We start from the raw sequence: 15680 nt of genomic DNA, 5'->3' as shown, positions 1-15680 counted from the left end.
TGTGCATGAGTAAGGTAATCAGCATCATCCCGCACGTGTGAAGGCTAGGTGGACTCCCTTGCAGATCGATCAGAATCTGTCGAACTTCTCGGATCTCGCGGTGCAGACCGCATTCGTGGTGTACTGCGTCGCGCTTCTTATGTCGCTGTTGTACTACGGCCGCATACGCAGCCTTATCGAGGCGCACCGCGTCAACCGCTCGGAGGCGTCCAAGGTATTGGTCGGCGCTGGAGCCGAGGCTGGTGCCGCGGCTGCTCCCGCCGCCGGAGCTGGCGGCGGCGATACCGGTGCTGACGCTGCAACCGGCACGGGCGCAACGGATGTCGGCACCGACTACGAGGCTGAGGCGTCGTCTGCGGCTGCAACCTTGAGCGAGGAAGAAGTCGCGGACAAGGAACGCAAGCTGGATAAGCTTGGCGGCATGACCAGCTCGCTGATGTGGGTGGGCATTGCCCTGCACGCCGCGGCTATCGTGCTGCGCGGGCTGGCCACGGGGCGTTTCCCGTTTGGCAACCTTTACGAGTACGTGTTGATGGTGTCCTTCGGCGTGCTCTTGGTGGGCAATATCGCCATGCAGCGCAAGGAATGGCGCACGGTCTGGCCGTGGATCCTTACCCCAGTGCTGGCGCTGATGTTTTACGGGTCTACCAAGCTGTATGCGGAGTCCGCACCTGTGGTGCCGGCCCTGCAATCGCACTGGCTGCCCATTCACGTCACGGTGGTGTCCTTGGGCGCGTCCATCGGCATCATTTCCGGCATCATCTCGCTATTGACCCTGTTGCGCCAGTGGCAGCCAAAGAACGCGGAGCGTGGCATTTTTGGTGCTCTGGCTTATCCGCTGCCATCCGCGGCCAAGATTGACCGCTTGGCGTACCGCTTGGCCGTTATCACCCTGCCCACCCTGGGCCTAGGCATCATCTTGGGTGCCATCTGGGCCGAATCCGCGTGGGGTCGCTTCTGGGGCTGGGATCCGAAGGAAACCATGTCCTTTGCCACCTGGATTCTTTATGCGGCCTACCTGCATGCGCGCGCCACCCCGGCCTTCCGCAAGGCGGCGCCGTGGATCAACGTTTTGGCCATGGCGGCGATGGTATTCAACCTCTTCTTCATCAATATGGTGGTCTCCGGCCTGCACTCCTATGCGGGGCTGAACTAAATGGCCACCAACCATAGCCCGCGCAATAAGCAGGGAAAGCCCGCCGGCGATAACGAGCTCATCCTGGGCTTGGGCGCGCAGATTGCGCAGCGGCGGCGTGAGTTGGGCATCGTCCAGCAGCAGCTTGCCGATGCCGCCCACATCTCCCGCTCCACCCTCCACACCATCGAACACGGTGGGGCAGGCGTGCGGTGGGAAAAGGTTACCGCCGTGGCAGAAGCGCTGGGCTTGGAGATGCGGTTCGTGCCAAAGGATTAATCCTGGTTGTCTTCTTGGCCCTTTGAACCATTGTTGCCGTCGGCGTCGCGAGTGCGGCGCTGGCGGCGTTTTTCTTCCTCGACCTCCTGTTTGCGGCGCTGCTTGAAGCGCTCCTTTTCCAGGTTCCACAGGAACTCCTCGTCATCATCGGGGCCCTTGATGGAACGCGGTTGTTCTTCAACCTGGCGGGACTTCCAGGATGATGGCCCAAAGGCCTTCCACACCAGGTAGGCGGCGAGGACAAAAAGCAGTAGGAGGATTAGTCGACCCATGCAGATTATTCTACCTGTACGGCGTACAATCGACCCCCATGACGCACAACCCTGAGCCACCGAAACCGGACCCCGAACTGCGCCGTCGCTCCCGCAAGGCGCTTTGGAAATACGGGCTCGCGCGCGTGGTGCTTTTTATCGCGCTCACCGCGGTCATTGAGCTGCTGGCGGTAGCGATTGGTTTCCCCATCCCCGTCCTCATGGCAGCGCTCCTGGCGCTCTTTGTTGCCCTGCCGCTATCGATGCTGATGTTTAAAAACTGGCGCATCGAGGCCACGCAGACGCTGGCGGAATACTCCGCGCAGCGCAAGGCGCACAAGCGCTGGGTGCAAGCCGAATTGGAAGGCCGCGCGGAGGCCTAGGCGCGCAAGCCTGGCCCTTGACTAGACGAGGGCGACGGCGATGGCCTCGATGACTGCCCAGATGAGCATGGCGCGCCCGGTCAGCCCTAGCACGGGGATGAGCTGGGGTCCGGTGGCGCCGCGGTTGACGGTGCGCACCGCGCGGAGTGCAAACGGGAAGTAGACCAGGCCTGCGAGCGCGAGCCAGCTGCCAAAGGCGACCGCGATGGTGAGTATGAAGGGCAACAGCAGCAGGCCGGTAAAGAGCAGGCGGGCGTTCTTATTGCCCAGCCGCACCGCGAGGGTGATCTTGCCGGCCTCGGCATCGGAGGGAATATCGCGGATATTATTGGCCAGGTTCACCCCGGAGCTCATGGCGCCGATGCCGATGGCGAGGGCCAGGCCCGTCCAAGAAATGCGACCGGCTTGGGTAAATTCGGTGCCGAGCACGGCGACGAGGCCGAAGAATATAAAGACGGCGACCTCGCCCAGGCCGCGGTAGCCGTAGGGGTTCTTGCCGCCGGTATAAAACCACGCGCCGGCGATGCACAGCGCACCGATGAGGATGAGCCACCAGGCACCAGCGGCCAGCGACAGGAAGATTCCGGCCAGACCGGCGACGGCAAAGCAGCCAAAGGCGGCGTATTTCACGTGGCGCGGCTGCGCAAGCCCGCTGCCGGTCAGGCGCTGCGGGCCGGTGCGGTCATCATCGGTACCGCGGATACCATCGGAATGGTCATTGGCAAAGTTCACGCCGATGATAAGCGCCCACGCCACGATGAGCGCGAGCACCGCGCGGCCGATATGCCCGCTATTAATGCCGAAGGCCGCGCCCGTACCGGCGATAACGGGTGCGAAGGCATTAGCCCACGTATGCGGGCGGGCGCCATTGATCCAATCCTGTGCGGTAGCGGAATAATTACCGGCTGATGAAGTCATAGCCACCATTGTGCCACTGGGCTGGCAGCGTTTAGCAATCAGGAAGCCGGGGCCGAGGCCGGAGTCGAGGCCGGGGCCCGCGGTGGAGGTTAGGCGCTAAAGAGGGCGGCAACGGCCTGGCGGTCGATCTTGCCGGGGCCGGTGGTGGGAAAGTCCGCGAGGCGCTTTAAGTCCTTAGGCAGCTGCCAGCGGGGAAGTTCGGCGTCTTCGAGGGCTTCGAAGATATCGCCAAGCTCGGCATTACCGGTATAGGCGGCCACGATGGCCTGGCCCAGCCGCGGGTGCGGGATACCGACGACACACGCCTCCTCAACACCCGGCACGCGGAGGATCTCGCGTTCCAAGACCTCTGGGTGCAGCTTGAGCCCACCGGAGTCGATGACATTATCGAGGCGTCCGGTTACGGTGAGGATGCCATCTTCGATGACGCCGGCATCGGAAGTGGCAAACCACCCGTTTCCGGGAAACGCCTCGTGGCTTGGGGCGTTGCGGTAGCCCTGCGCGATGGTGGGCCCGCCGAGTAGGATGCGGCCGTCTTGGACGCGGGCGGTCGTCCCGGGCAGGGGGCGGCCATCGTAGACGCAGCCGCCGGCGGTTTCGGAGGAACCGTAGGTGGTGGTGATAGTGATGCCCCGCTCCGTGGCCGCGGCGTGCAGGCGCGGGTGGATGGCGGCCCCGCCCACCAAGATGGCATCGAAACTCTGGAGCGCGTCGATACCTTCCGGTGTATCCATGGCCTTGGCCAGTTGCAGCGGGGTCAGCGCGGTGTAGGTGCGATCACCGGTGCGGGAGAGCTCCGCGGCGGCGCGGGCGAAGGCGGAGATATTAAAGCCTGCGCTGAGATCGAGGCAGAGCGGATCCACCCCGGCCACCAGGGAACGGACGAGGACTTGGATGCCGGCGATGTGGTGGGCGGGCATCGCCAAGAGCCATTGCCCAGGGCCACCGAGGACCTGGTGGGTGGCATCGGCGCTGGCGACCAGGTTGGCCGGCGTTAGTTGAGCGCCCTTTGGGGTGCCGGTGGACCCTGAGGTGGAGACCACGAGCGCGATGTCCGCGGCGATGGGCTCGCCGGCGCGTTGGGAATTGCGCAGGAGGGTGGCGCGGGTGGCATCGGCAAGCGGCAGCGGCAAAAAGCAGGACCTACCGGCAATGGCTGATTCGAGGTCCGGCAGGATGGCCGCGGGGTCATGCGGATCAACGGGCAAGGGGGCGAGGATAGTCACGGCAGTAGATCTTAAGGCTACGGCGGGACAAAGCCCGGTTGCGGCCGGGGTGAGTCGATGCGGGAATCAGCGGTACGTGTCCTCTTGATCAAAGGGCCGCTCGTTATTGGCCTCGGCTTCTTTAATGCGGCGCAGCATCCACACGCGCGAGCCGAGAACGCCCCCGACGGCGAGGATCGCAAGCAGGATACAAAATGCGATGAGCACGGTGCGGGGCACTCCTTAGTAGTAATAGGGGAATTCGTCCCAGTTAGGCTCGCGCTTGTCCAGGAAGGACTGCTTGCCCTCGACGGCCTCATCGGTCATATAAGCCAGGCGGGTGGCCTCGCCGGCGAAGACCTGCTGGCCCATCAGGCCATCATCGGTAAGGTTGAATGCGAATTTCAGCATGCGCTGGGCGGTGGGGGATTTCATATTGATTTCCTGGCCCATGCGGATGGCGGTGTCCTCGAGCTCGCCGTGGTCTGCGACCTCATTGACCGCGCCCATCTCATACATGCGCTGGGCATCGTAGGTGCGGCCCAAAAAGAAGATCTCGCGGGCGAATTTCTGGCCCACCATCTTGGCCAGGTAGGCCGAGCCATAGCCCGCATCGAAGGATCCGACGTCCGCATCCGTCTGCTTAAAGCGCGCCTCCTGGCGGGAGGCCACGGTCATATCGCAGACCACGTGCAGCGAGTGCCCGCCGCCGGCGGCCCACCCATTGACCACGGCGATAACCACCTTGGGCATGGTGCGGATAAGCCGTTGGACTTCCAGGATGTGCAGGCGGCCGCCTTCGACCTTGGCGCGGGCCTCGTCGACGCTGGATTCATCCGCCGTCGCATCATCGTGGGCGTGCTCGGTGGCGTAGCGATACCCCGACCGGCCGCGAATGCGCTGGTCACCGCCGGAACAAAACGCCCAGCCGCCATCCTTTTGCGAGGGCCCATTGCCAGTAAGCAAGATCGTGCCCACATCCGGGGTGCGGCGGGCGTGATCCAAGGTGCGATACAGCTCATCTACGGTGTGTGGCCGGAAGGCATTGCGCACCTCGGGCCTGTCGATGGCGATGCGCACGATGCCATTCTTCCGGCCGTCCGCCGCCAGGCGGTGGTAGGTGACGTCCGTGAGATCCCCAAAGCCCTCAACCGGGCGCCACAATTCCTCGCGGAACGGATTTTCGGTGCTGTATTTCTTCTGCTCGCTCATAGCGCCCAGCATAGTGGGCGCGAAAAGTTTAGTCCCCATTCCCAACCCTCACCTCTACGCACTGCCCAGCATGCTGGTAATAATCGATACTCAATAACTGCGAGGGGTTATCCCGCAATGTACCCGTGTACCCTATGCTGGCGCGGTCATCAATACTGTGGGAAGACTCGAACTCCCTCAACCCTTTAACGCCAAAGGGTGCCTACATGTCCTCGAATTTCCCCTCGAAGGCGGGGGCATACTCGCTGCATGTGCGTAAAGGCTACCGCCACGCGCGCGGCGTGGCATGACTAAAGCTTCGCTATGGAGTTATCAGTTCCGTATTCCAGTTCAACTGCTGGATGCGGGTATCAAGCTCCCGGAACTGCTTGGACAGGTCATCGACCCGCTTGCGCAGCTCTGCTACCGGCAGCGTGGCCACAAACTTAATCTCCGCGCGGGAATAGCGGTCCTGCCGCGCGCCCGCGGCTTGGGCGAGGTCGTGGTAGATGCGGCGGGTGCGCACGAGGCCATCGCGAAGCGCAAGGGCCTGCATCAGGTTCTTCTCGCCATCAAAATCCGTGGCCACGTTCGTGGCATTGATGGCCTGCACGAGCTTATCGATGCGCCCGGTAATGCCCTCCAACTCGCGCAAAAGCTCGGCCGGATCCTCGTCCGGGGTATCGCCCTCCTGCACGCGTACGACGGAAAGTAGACGCTCGCGCAGCTCATTGAGCCGGTCCTGCGCCTGGGCGCGCTCTGCTAATGCCTCTGCCAGTAACATGGTTCCTCCTTCAGGGGTAGGTAGGAACCAACGTAGCCGGGGTGGGGGCTGGGGTCAATGGGTTGTGGTCCGCAGCGCGAGCGGCGTGCCAGCTACCATGAGCCTATGAACATCGATGACGTTCTCGACCGCGCCCACGTAGTCTCCCTCCCGCTGGCCGTGAAGTTTCGCGGCATCACCACGCGAGAGGCGTTGCTTATTGATGGGCCAGCCGGTTGGGGTGAATTTGCGCCGTTCCTGGAATACGGGCCCGCGGAATCGGCCGCGTGGCTGCGCGCCGGGTTGGAGGCCGCTTACGAGGGATTTCCGGAGCCAGTCCGAGAGTGGGTAGAGGTCAACGCCACCATTCCCGCCGTTCCCGCCAGCGAGGTACCCGCGATTGTGGATCGCTACCCCGGCTGCCGGACGTTCAAGATCAAGGTGGCGGAGAAAGGCCAGACGCTTGCCGATGACATTGCGCGCGTCCACGCCGTTCGCGAGCACGTCAGCGCCCGGGGGGTTATCCCGGTGCTGCGCGTGGATGCCAATGGCGGCTGGAGTGTGGCCGAAGCGGTAGAGGCCGCCCAGGCACTCATGCCGCTGGACTATATGGAGCAACCCTGCGCGAGCGCGGAAGAACTGGTGGAGGTGCGCAGGCAGCTCATGCGCAACGGGCTTTTTGTGCGCGTGGCCGCGGATGAATCCATTCGCAAGGTTGAGGATCCATACCGCGTGGCGGATCTGCAGGCGGCCGATGTAGCAGTGGTTAAACCTGCACCGCTGGGCGGGGTGCGCCGCGTCCTCGAGGTGGCACAGCACCTGCGCGAACGGCACATGGATATTACAGTGGCCTCGGCGCTGGATACCTCCATCGGCATCAATATGGGCTTGGCGGCGGTGGCGGCGTTGCCGCAAATCTATGATGACGAGGACATCGACGTTACCCCGGCCGCAGCGGGCCTGGCCACGGGCAGCCTTTTTGAGGAAGACGTCACCGCGCCACGCCAGCTACACGACGGGCACCTGCGCGCCGAGATCCTCGCCCCAGAACCGGACCGCCTGTCCGACCTAGCCGCGCCGGCCGACCGCCGCGAGTGGTGGTTCGAGCGCCTCCGGGAATCGTGGCAGCACCTGTAGTTGCGCCTAAAAGCATAAGAAAAAGCGCCTGGCACTTGCCAGGCGCTTTTATCTATCTAAACCTTAGACCAACTCGTGGGTGAGGTTGGCCGGGCGGGTGTAGGTATTAACAACCGGGGACCACTTGATGGCGTCGTCCACGATCTTCTGCAGGGTCTCCTTGTCGGCGTCGCCGTCGATATTGACCTTAACGTTGACGTCGGAAACGCCCGGGCGCTTGTCCTCGCCCAAGTCACCAACGCCCCAGGTTGGGGAGAGGTCGATGTCGCCAACGATGTCGAGCTCCAGCTTGGTCAGGGTAACGCCGCGGTGCTGAGCGATGGCCTGGATGCCAACGTTGATGCAGGCGCCAAGACCGGCCTGAGCGACCTCGGTGGGGTTGGGTGCGGAGTCATCGCCAAGCAGCGGCAAAGGCTCGCCCACCTTGATGGTGTGGTCGCGCACGGTGGTGTTATTGCGGAAGAAACCGTCAGCCTCGGTGTGGGTGCGGACGTGCTTCTTGGCACCCTCAGGGTTGTCGATGTTCTTCTGTGCTAGGTCGTTGAGCTTCTCGCCGTCGATGGGCTCGAGAGCGTCGCCTTCGTTGTGGTTTGGGGTGAGATCAGACATTAAATTGCTCCTTGTATCAGATGTTTATTAACTGATGGCGCCATGGTAACGCGAAGGCAAATATAAATCTAGAACAAGGGGTCTATTTTGTAGAGAATGCCAGGTCTAGAGTGAATATAAATGTGTGCACCGCATTTGCTGACCTGTGAATTTAGAAATTGACACCGTAGTGCGCCCGGCCTAGGTTCGTTCTGAACAAACCACTTGGTCTAGTTAAGAAAGAACGCATGGTTCACAATCGGAAGCTGTCGCGACGGCAGATACTGCGCAGCGCAGTAGCAATGGGCGGGGTAGCAGTGGGCTCGCAGGTCCTCTCTGCGTGTTCCTCGCCGCGGCAGGAGGACAATGCCCAGTCCGGGACATCCGGGCAGGGCGGGGAAACCCTCACCATCGGATTCGTGCCCATCGCGTGCGCGTCCCCGCTGGTCGCCGCCGATGGCCTGGGCGCCTTCGCAAAGCAGGGCCTCAACGTTGAGCTGCGCAAATTCGCGGGGTGGGCAGATCTCTGGACCGCCTATGCCACCGGCGCCTTAGACGTAGCGCACATGCTCTCGCCCATGCCGCTAGCCATTGATGCCGGTGCCACCAACGCCTCCCGGCCCACCGAGTTAGCCTTTACGCAAAACACCAACGGGCAGGCACTGACCTTGTCCACCTCTCACCTGGATACCGTGTCGCGGCCAGCGGACCTGAAGGGCATGGTGCTGGGAATTCCCTTTGAGTACTCCGTGCATGCCCTCTTGCTGCGCGATTATCTCGTGGCCGGCGGGGTCGACCCAGTTTCCGATGTGGAGCTGCGCCTATTGCGCCCGGCCGATATGGTGGCGCAACTTTCGGTCGGCACCATCGACGGCTTCATTGGCCCAGAGCCCTTCAACCAGTGCGCCCTGACTACCGGCTCGGGCCGCGCCTTTGTTCCCACCCGCCAGATGTGGGACAACCACCCGTGCTGCTCGGTTGCCGTGGCGAAGGAAGTGGACCGGGGCGTGCGCGACCGCGTCGTCGCGGCGCTGCAGGAAGGCGCGCAGTACGTCGATAGCCCAGACCACGTCCATGAATCGGCGTCCATGCTGGCTAAGGAGAAGTACCTGAACCAGAAGGAAGAGCTGATTTCGCGGGCGCTCGCCGGAAACTACACCACTTGGGACGGCAAGGACACGGTGGATCCACAGATGATCAAGTTTGGCGGCCGCACCTCCGCCACCGCAATTACGTGGATGGGCACCCAAATGGCCCGCTGGGATCTGGGCGGAAGCGCGATGCGGATGGATGACCAAGCGTTGCTAGATGTCACGAAATCCGTCTTACCGCGCGAAGCCGATCTCACCACGGACCCGGTGAAAATCAACGGCCATAGCTTCGATCCCCTGCACCCCACCGCCGGATACCAGCGTTAAGGACTCTTGCCTTATGACCACAGTAAAAAATGACAGCGCTAGCACCAGTACAGCGCACTCCACTGACACTCACACAGCAGCGCCCCATTCGGGCCGCACCGCCAGCCGGAAGAAGCGGCGGGAGAGCCCGTGGAAGGCAATGGGCCTGGGTATTGCGCTTTTCATTGCCTTCATCGCCCTCTGGCAGGCGGTCGCGGCTGCGGGCTGGCTTTCCGATATCGCCCCCACTCCCGCGCACACCTGGGATAGGGCCGTAGAGATTCTTTCGGATCCCTTCTACCGGGATGGGCCGGCCTCAGTGGGCATTCTTTGGCATATGGTCGCCTCCTTGCGCCGCGTGCTCATTGGCTTTGCCATCGCCATGGTGATAGCCATTCCGCTGGGCTTTTGGCTGGGCTCTTCTGCAACCTTCCGCCGCGCGACGGATCCCTTTGTCCAGATCCTGCGCCCCGTCTCCCCGCTGGCATGGCTGCCACTAGGCCTGGCGCTGCTTCGCGATGCCGAAAATACCGCCGTCTTCGTCATCATCCTCTCCGCCTTGTGGCCGACGCTGCTCAATACCATCGAGGCGGTCCGCGGGATTCACCCCACGTATAAGAACCTAGCGGCCACGCTCGGCACGAACCGGATGCAACAGCTCCTCTACATCGTCGGGCCGGCTGCGCTGCCAGGGATTATCACCGGCATGCGGCAATCGCTATCGACCGCCTGGTTAGTCATCGTGGCTGCGGAAATGCTCGTCGGCGGCCAAGGCGTCGGTTTCTTTGTCTGGAATATGTGGAACCGCCTCGATATTGACGCCATCGTCGTGGTCATCGTGCTTATTGGTGTCATCGGATTGGCCCTGGATTACCTCGTTGCCTCCCTGCAGAAAGTGGTGCGCTATGACTAAAGCCCATATCGAATTTGCTGGTATTACCAAAAGCTACGGCCCAACCAAGATCATTGGGGATACCTCGGTATCCATTGGGGAGGGCGAGTTCGTATCCCTGCTGGGGCCATCGGGCTCCGGCAAATCCACCATGCTGAATATGATCGCGGGCCTCGCATTTCCCTCTACCGGCGAGGTGCGCGCGCGAGGCGAGGCCGTGACCGGCCCAGGTCCAGACCGCGGCGTGGTATTTCAAAATCACGCGCTCCTGCCCTGGATGACGGCGCGCGGGAATATCGAATTCGGACTGCGATCGGCCCGCCCGGAGCTGTCGAAGGCAGAGCGCACCAAGATTGCGCAGGACTTCCTCGACGAGGTCAGCTTGGGCCATGCGGCCGACCGGCGCCCGTCGCGGTTATCCGGAGGCATGCAGCAGCGCGTCGGTTTGGCGCGCGCCTTCGCCATCGGCTCGGATATCTTATTGCTCGATGAACCCTTCGGCGCGTTGGATGCGCTTACCCGCCGCCAGCTGCAGTCGCTGCTGTTGAATGTGTGGGAAGAAAACCGCCGCACGGTGGTCATGGTCACCCACGACGTGGATGAGGCAGTATTGCTCTCGGATCGCATTGTGGTCATGTCGCCGGGGCCAGAGGCCACCATCATCGAGGACATTGAAGTGGGCTTGCCCCGCCCGCGCAGCGGTAGCGATGACTCCGCGGTGGTGGAGCGCAAAAATGAGCTGCGCGAACGGCTCCTTGGGCTGCTCGAAAACGGCTAGAGCGAGAGGATGTTCCTATATAGGTTGTCAACTTCGTGGGTGGGCTTGTTGGGGGTGTGTTGACTTTAGGTTGCTGCGGCGTTGAGTCTTTTGCCTTCTTTGCGTTTTCGTTCATAGAATTGCCGGGAACGCTCGTGGAATCTGATCGATGCAAAAGACGATTGCTATAGGGCGTTCTTTAATTTTTTGTTGCCAGCCCGATTGGGCGAATTCGACATAAGGGCCTGACCCCGAAATGTGGACACGTCGGGGTAGCTGTGCTGCTTTAATTAGTGTAGCTGAAGTCTCGGCTTCAAAGACATCAGGAGCTACAAGATTGCATCAGGAGTGGCGCCTTCGGGTGTTGTAGCCCATGCACCACCGAAAGACTTCCTGGCGGCAGCTGATTGGACTTTCAAAGAGTTTCCTATCACGCAGTACTTCCCGCTTTAAGGTGGCGTTAAATGATTCTGCCAGGGCATTATCGGCACTCGTTCCAACCGCGCCCATGGACTGGCGTACACCTAACGATGAGCAGTAGTTTCTAAATGCTTGTGTGAAGTGTCCCAGGTTTTGTTCCGTTTGAGTAGATGGGAAAATCTGGAACGTGCCGAGAAAATTTGACCAGGATGCGAAGGACCGTGTGGTCCGTCTCGTGGAAGACCGCATCTTGGCGGAAAACATGTCGATGTGGGCCGGGCTGGTTTTTAAGACCGGGCGGTTTGAGTGCCTTCCTGGGTGTGGTGCCATTGGTTGGCGTACTCAGTCGGCGGGATAAACCCTAGGCTCGAATGAGGATGATAGGTATTATAGCGCTTCGACCACAGTCGCAGGCAACGCGACGCATGGTCGGGGTCGTCGAATATCTCGTCCTCTCACAGCTCGTCGCGTAGCCGGTTGTGGAAGGACTCCACAAACCCGTTATGCCATGGCATTCCCGGTGGGATGAACGCCTCGACAGTGTCTTGCTTAGCAGCCCAACTAGCCAGCTCACGGCTGATGAACTCCGGGCCGTTATCCATACGTAACACCCGAGGCCTGCCACGCACAGCAGCTCACGTTCTCCAGCAGGTCAATCACGGCAGTAGCGGTGATTGACCGAGCGACCTCGAAACCAACATGCTCACGGGTAAACTCGTCGATCACGTTGCAGATCTTAAAAGGCTTTGCCCTGAAAGTTACTATCGAACTGGAAGTCCAGTGCCCACACGTGCCCCGGACATGTCGCTGGCTGGGTGCGCGGCGTTGGCACAGGCAAGCACTGTTGCTTACCAGCTTTGCGAGGCAAGACCCGCAAACCCTCCTGGCGCCACAGGTAATACACCACATCACGGCCACAGGTAAAATCAGCTGGCCTGGCTTTCACCCAAGCACGGCGATAGCCCCAGCGTCGGTGCTCACCAGCGAAAGTGACGAGCCACCTGCGTAGAGCAGCGTACTTATCCACGCTGGGCTGCTGGTGGCGTGTGCGGGCGTTGTAGTACGCCGCTCTAGATACCCCGACCACGCGACAGGCAAAGCGCACCGAATAGCCCACGGATACAGCGTCATAGATGGCTTCATATTTGGGTGCCGGGGTCAGAATTTTCCCTCCGCAAGCTCCTTCAGTAGCGCTTTTTCCAACTCGGCTTCTCCGAGTAGGCGGGTAAGCTTGGCGTTTTCTTCCTGCAGTTCTTTAAAGCGGCGGGCTTCGCTGCGGGACATCTCGCCGTACTGCTTGACCCAGCGACGGTAGGTTGCCTCGCTAACACCGAGGTCGCGGCAGACTTCGGCTACGGTACTACCCGAGGCCTTCATGGATCGGGCTTTATCAAGTTGGCCACGATCTGCTCAGGAGTGTGTTTTGAAAACTTCTTGATGATTATCAGTCTTCCTGCCCAACAAAGGGCTGTCACGGAAGACACGATCAAACCACATGGTCTATTTAATCCAGCCCAGACCAACCCCAGCCGAGGTGGAAACCGAATTTTGGAAGAAGACCCCGCAACAGGGAATAATAGAAATCAAGGCAAATGCCTAGGAACAAAACTCGGGGCACTTCACACCGGCAGGTGAAATACCTCAACAACATCCTGGAAGGCGACCATGGTCGGCTGAAGCGGATCCTCGGGCCAAAAGGCGCGTTTAAGAACCGGACATCTGCATATCGGACGTTGAAAGGGATGGAGGCGATGCACTCATTGCGGAAAGGGCAAGGCACGATGTTGGCCTACGGGCAACCGAACCCGGACGCGGTGATCGTCAACCGGGTCTTCGAGACGGCCTAACAACGCCCACACGCAGCGGCCATCAGGGAATGAGAAACTGAGTCTTCGCTGCTCTCCGCCCAACTTTGCAACAGCACCTATTAAGTTAACTTTACGGATTTTGAGGGTAAGGTTTTATGATCCAGTCCAATAAACCAGGTGTAGGGGCGGTTATCGTAGCCCTAGCTGTCCTATGGCAAGGAATCGGCACTGCGATAGTCGGAGCCCAAGTAGACCCAGAGCTATCTACTTTTACTACGTTTTCAGCGTTTCTTATCGCAGCGATTATCTCCACAGTGGTCTATTTAGCGTTTTATCGTAGAAAATACCGAGCTACGGAAACACCGCATCCCCCCATGAAAATGACAACTGCAGCAAGCCTCAATCTGTTTACTGCGGGCGCTTTCTGCTTATTCTATGTTTCCACTACTTTGATGCAGCCCACTGCAGCAAGTGTCATCGAAACAGGAGTCGGCCCTTTTATTGTCGCAGTAATAATGACTTGGTCGGCCAGAAGGCTCAGCAGTTCATTGGTGTCCACAACTGCAGTAGTGGTTCTGGCTCTATGTTTTTTCTTCCTAGGAACGGGAAGCAGTTCACCCCAGTCTTATCTGGGTTTCGCTCTAGCTGTAGGCGCAGGAATTTCTGCGGTAGGAGTGCTTTACTCCTCGCGCTGGGCTACTGAACAAGGGAACAGCGTTCTCACGATTGCAGCAGTGAGGTTTCACTTAGCTTGGATTATTAGCGGTCTCGTGGCTTTCTTTTCCGTGGAAGCGGAGATGCTTCGAGGCTCTACCCTGTCAATCGTCCTGCTATCGGTGATGTGCATTACTTTTCCTATCCTGCTCTTGCAGTGGGGAATTACCTTAGCGTCGCCTTTCATCTCGGCACTGATCATCGCGGCCCTTCCGGCCGTGGTGATGGCTACCGAGGTGGCATTGGGCTCTCAAGTCGAACCAATTCAGTTAACTTTGTTGATGCTCATTGTGGCAATAACCATAAGCCAAGCAATGTGGGGAACACGGAAAAAGAAAATATTAGTAGTTGATGATTCTTCAAGTAGCGCCGATCTGGTGGCAACCCTGCGCCAAAAAGGGACGTAGAGGTTGCTACTGCTAACCCGCCGTATGCCATCTCAGCTAACGAAGACGGGAGCATTTCCGATCCATGGGCCCTGGCCCCCTACTCCGGGAATGTAGCCAAGAAAAATTTGACCTTGTTGTGCCGGGAAGCGAATCAGGAGTATCCATAGCTGAGTGGGTTTCAGCTGAGTTAGGACTACCGCATAACGGTAGAGAGAAGATCTGCCACCGTCGCCATAAGCAAGGAATGATTGATGTTGCTCACCAATATGGACTGCGTGCCCCAAGGTCTGTTACCCTATCCCCCGCTTCTGCACAAGACAGCCTTTATCTAGACCCGTCCCTGGTCAAGGATTGTGTTGTCAAGCCTGTGGGAAGCGGGGCAGTGACCATGTCTATTTCTGCAAAACAGAACCCGAGACTCTTCAAGCGATTACTACCATTCAAAATTCTACGACTTTGCTAGGAGAAAAATCACCCTCCGTGGTTCTTCAGGAGTACGTAGACGGACCTCAATATTTTGTGAACACGGTGACAGCCGAAGGGCGTCATATTGTGACCGAAGTTTTCCGATACGGACTTACGGAGGAATCTGGAGCTCCCCACATATATTCAGCTATCACAGTAGGACCGGAGGACAACCACTATTCCGGTGCCGTGGAATATACCTTATCGCTCCTTGACGCTCTGGAAGTAAACTTCGGAGCCTCCCACGTGGAACTGAGGTGGTCTAAGGGGCAGTGGGTACTTATTGAATACAACGGTCGCTGTATGGGCCCCGAAGTACCCGACGAGGTCTATCTCCCGACTCGCGGTTTCAGCCAGATCAGTGTTCTCGCCACGATGCTAGTGGATGGTTTACAAGCTGCCGAACAGGAAGTACTCGCCGGAAATCTTGACGGGTGTGTCGCCTGGCTCATGCCTACCCCGCAGTCAAACGGTGTGCTTCAACAGTGCCACTGGGATCTTGTCCAAACTCGCCCGACCGTTCAGAGAATCTCGCGGCGACCAAAGATCGGCACTTATATCGATAAGTCGAATCGCGTAACAACTGGTGCGTTTGGCATGGTTTTTCTTGGCTCTTCTGACCGTGCTGCTGTTGAGACCGATCTTCAATCTCTTGAGTCTTTCGACGCCCATGGTGATCTGTTTACTGTTGCCCCCGGAAAGGATGCGTGATGACGACCCGAATTGCTGTTATCGGCGCAGGGGTCGCTGCTGCAGCGGTCGCACGACGGGGGCCCGAACCCCGGAAAGTGGACACGGGGATTTAATCACGATGCGATAGTAAGTGTAGCTAACCCGGCGTCTTCGAAGGCGTTCGGTGAGCGGTAAGAGGGTGTCAAGTTGTTTGTGTGTGGGGCTAGGTTTATAGGTATTTGTCGAAGCTGTCGGGGTAGGCCACGGCCATTTGGTTAATGGCTTGTTTCCAGCCGGAAACTCGGGCTCCTTCCAT

Annotated in this window: 18 protein-coding genes and 4 pseudogenes; 11 read left to right on the top strand and 11 right to left on the bottom strand. The window is 59.7% G+C overall.

What is annotated here, in order from left to right:
* The first annotated feature begins 58 nt into the window (after positions 1 to 58).
* Together ccsB and MHX65_RS03890 are read left to right on the top strand one after the other, a co-directional pair.
* Positions 59 to 1156 (top strand): c-type cytochrome biogenesis protein CcsB, encoded by a 1098-nt coding sequence (ccsB, locus tag MHX65_RS03895; RefSeq protein ID WP_239268806.1) that lies wholly within the window; start codon positions 59 to 61, stop codon positions 1154 to 1156.
* Positions 1157 to 1414, top strand: coding sequence for a helix-turn-helix domain-containing protein (locus tag MHX65_RS03890; protein WP_239268805.1), 258 nt, complete (start codon positions 1157 to 1159; stop codon positions 1412 to 1414).
* Here the strand turns inward: MHX65_RS03890 and MHX65_RS03885 are convergent.
* Positions 1411 to 1686 (bottom strand): hypothetical protein, encoded by a 276-nt coding sequence (locus tag MHX65_RS03885; RefSeq protein ID WP_239268804.1) that lies wholly within the window; start codon positions 1684 to 1686, stop codon positions 1411 to 1413. The two genes, MHX65_RS03890 and MHX65_RS03885, sit on opposite strands and share 4 nt — an antisense overlap.
* A 38-nt stretch (positions 1687 to 1724) precedes the next feature.
* Here MHX65_RS03885 and MHX65_RS03880 point away from each other — a divergent pair, with 38 nt between their 5' ends.
* On the top strand, positions 1725 to 2048 hold the full coding sequence (locus MHX65_RS03880) for a DUF4229 domain-containing protein (protein WP_239268802.1): 324 nt from the start codon (positions 1725 to 1727) through the stop codon (positions 2046 to 2048).
* 21 nt (positions 2049 to 2069) lie between these two features.
* On the opposite strand, the gene MHX65_RS03875 is transcribed toward MHX65_RS03880, so the two are convergent.
* From MHX65_RS03875 to MHX65_RS03855, 5 genes are all read right to left on the bottom strand, one after another.
* The gene (locus MHX65_RS03875) at positions 2070 to 2975 is read right to left on the bottom strand and encodes a 1,4-dihydroxy-2-naphthoate polyprenyltransferase (RefSeq protein WP_239268800.1); all 906 of its coding nucleotides are present in this window, start codon (positions 2973 to 2975) and stop codon (positions 2070 to 2072) included.
* An 80-nt stretch (positions 2976 to 3055) separates the two neighbouring features.
* Entirely contained in the window at positions 3056 to 4192 is a 1137-nt protein-coding gene (menE, locus tag MHX65_RS03870; RefSeq protein WP_239268798.1) for an o-succinylbenzoate--CoA ligase, read from the bottom strand.
* 66 nt (positions 4193 to 4258) lie between these two features.
* Positions 4259 to 4399 (bottom strand): hypothetical protein, encoded by a 141-nt coding sequence (locus MHX65_RS03865; RefSeq protein WP_023025121.1) that lies wholly within the window; start codon positions 4397 to 4399, stop codon positions 4259 to 4261.
* 15 nt (positions 4400 to 4414) lie between these two features.
* Entirely contained in the window at positions 4415 to 5383 is a 969-nt protein-coding gene (locus MHX65_RS03860) for a 1,4-dihydroxy-2-naphthoyl-CoA synthase (protein ID WP_239268796.1), read from the bottom strand.
* Positions 5384 to 5684: 301 nt separating this feature from the next.
* On the bottom strand, positions 5685 to 6146 hold the full coding sequence (locus MHX65_RS03855; RefSeq protein ID WP_239268794.1) for a DIP1984 family protein: 462 nt from the start codon (positions 6144 to 6146) through the stop codon (positions 5685 to 5687).
* 105 nt (positions 6147 to 6251) lie between these two features.
* On the opposite strand from MHX65_RS03855, the gene MHX65_RS03850 reads away from it, so the two are divergent.
* Entirely contained in the window at positions 6252 to 7262 is a 1011-nt protein-coding gene (locus MHX65_RS03850; RefSeq protein WP_239268792.1) for an o-succinylbenzoate synthase, read from the top strand.
* A 63-nt stretch (positions 7263 to 7325) separates the two neighbouring features.
* On the opposite strand, the gene MHX65_RS03845 is transcribed toward MHX65_RS03850, so the two are convergent.
* The gene (locus tag MHX65_RS03845; protein WP_239268790.1) at positions 7326 to 7871 is read right to left on the bottom strand and encodes an OsmC family protein; all 546 of its coding nucleotides are present in this window, start codon (positions 7869 to 7871) and stop codon (positions 7326 to 7328) included.
* A 227-nt stretch (positions 7872 to 8098) separates the two neighbouring features.
* On the opposite strand from MHX65_RS03845, the gene MHX65_RS03840 reads away from it, so the two are divergent.
* The 3 genes from MHX65_RS03840 to MHX65_RS03830 are packed head-to-tail and all read left to right on the top strand — an operon-like array spanning position 8099 to position 10917.
* On the top strand, positions 8099 to 9268 hold the full coding sequence (locus MHX65_RS03840) for an ABC transporter substrate-binding protein (RefSeq protein ID WP_239268788.1): 1170 nt from the start codon (positions 8099 to 8101) through the stop codon (positions 9266 to 9268).
* A 13-nt stretch (positions 9269 to 9281) separates the two neighbouring features.
* A complete protein-coding gene (locus tag MHX65_RS03835) occupies positions 9282 to 10160 on the top strand; it encodes an ABC transporter permease (protein WP_239268786.1) in 879 nt (292 codons plus the stop codon).
* A complete protein-coding gene (locus MHX65_RS03830; RefSeq protein WP_239268784.1) occupies positions 10153 to 10917 on the top strand; it encodes an ABC transporter ATP-binding protein in 765 nt (254 codons plus the stop codon). The genes MHX65_RS03835 and MHX65_RS03830 overlap by 8 nt, the downstream gene beginning before the upstream one ends.
* Positions 10918 to 10991: 74 nt before the next feature.
* Here the strand turns inward: MHX65_RS03830 and MHX65_RS03825 are convergent.
* Positions 10992 to 11147 (bottom strand): annotated as a pseudogene (locus MHX65_RS03825) (IS110 family transposase); the annotation flags it as partial.
* Between the two features lie 91 nt (positions 11148 to 11238).
* A pseudogene (locus MHX65_RS03820) lies at positions 11239 to 11427 on the bottom strand (integrase core domain-containing protein); the annotation flags it as partial.
* A gap of 76 nt (positions 11428 to 11503) precedes the next feature.
* On the opposite strand from MHX65_RS03820, the gene MHX65_RS03815 reads away from it, so the two are divergent.
* Positions 11504 to 11674, top strand: coding sequence for a hypothetical protein (locus tag MHX65_RS03815; protein WP_200449860.1), 171 nt, complete (start codon positions 11504 to 11506; stop codon positions 11672 to 11674).
* Here MHX65_RS03815 and MHX65_RS03810 read toward each other — a convergent pair.
* Together MHX65_RS03810 and MHX65_RS03805 are read right to left on the bottom strand one after the other, a co-directional pair.
* A pseudogene (locus MHX65_RS03810) lies at positions 11604 to 11918 on the bottom strand (integrase core domain-containing protein). The gene MHX65_RS03815 and the pseudogene MHX65_RS03810 overlap by 71 nt on opposite strands.
* Before the next feature lie 556 nt (positions 11919 to 12474).
* Complete coding sequence (locus MHX65_RS03805) at positions 12475 to 12693, bottom strand: transposase (RefSeq protein WP_239268782.1); 219 nt, start codon at positions 12691 to 12693, stop codon at positions 12475 to 12477.
* 245 nt (positions 12694 to 12938) lie between these two features.
* Here MHX65_RS03805 and MHX65_RS03800 point away from each other — a divergent pair.
* The 3 genes and pseudogenes from MHX65_RS03800 to MHX65_RS03790 all read left to right on the top strand — a co-directional run.
* A pseudogene (locus tag MHX65_RS03800) lies at positions 12939 to 13163 on the top strand (DDE-type integrase/transposase/recombinase); the annotation flags it as partial.
* A gap of 116 nt (positions 13164 to 13279) precedes the next feature.
* Positions 13280 to 14245, top strand: coding sequence for a hypothetical protein (locus MHX65_RS03795; protein WP_239268780.1), 966 nt, complete (start codon positions 13280 to 13282; stop codon positions 14243 to 14245).
* A 333-nt stretch (positions 14246 to 14578) separates the two neighbouring features.
* Positions 14579 to 15403: an ATP-grasp domain-containing protein gene (locus MHX65_RS03790; RefSeq protein WP_239268778.1), complete on the top strand. Its 825-nt coding sequence runs from the start codon at positions 14579 to 14581 to the stop codon at positions 15401 to 15403.
* The last annotated feature ends 277 nt before the right edge of the window (positions 15404 to 15680 follow it).

Origin of the sequence: Corynebacterium sp. ACRPS, from assembly GCF_022346005.1 — a bacterium.
Taxonomy (GTDB): domain Bacteria; phylum Actinomycetota; class Actinomycetes; order Mycobacteriales; family Mycobacteriaceae; genus Corynebacterium.
This window is presented reverse-complemented; position numbering and strand designations above follow the sequence as displayed.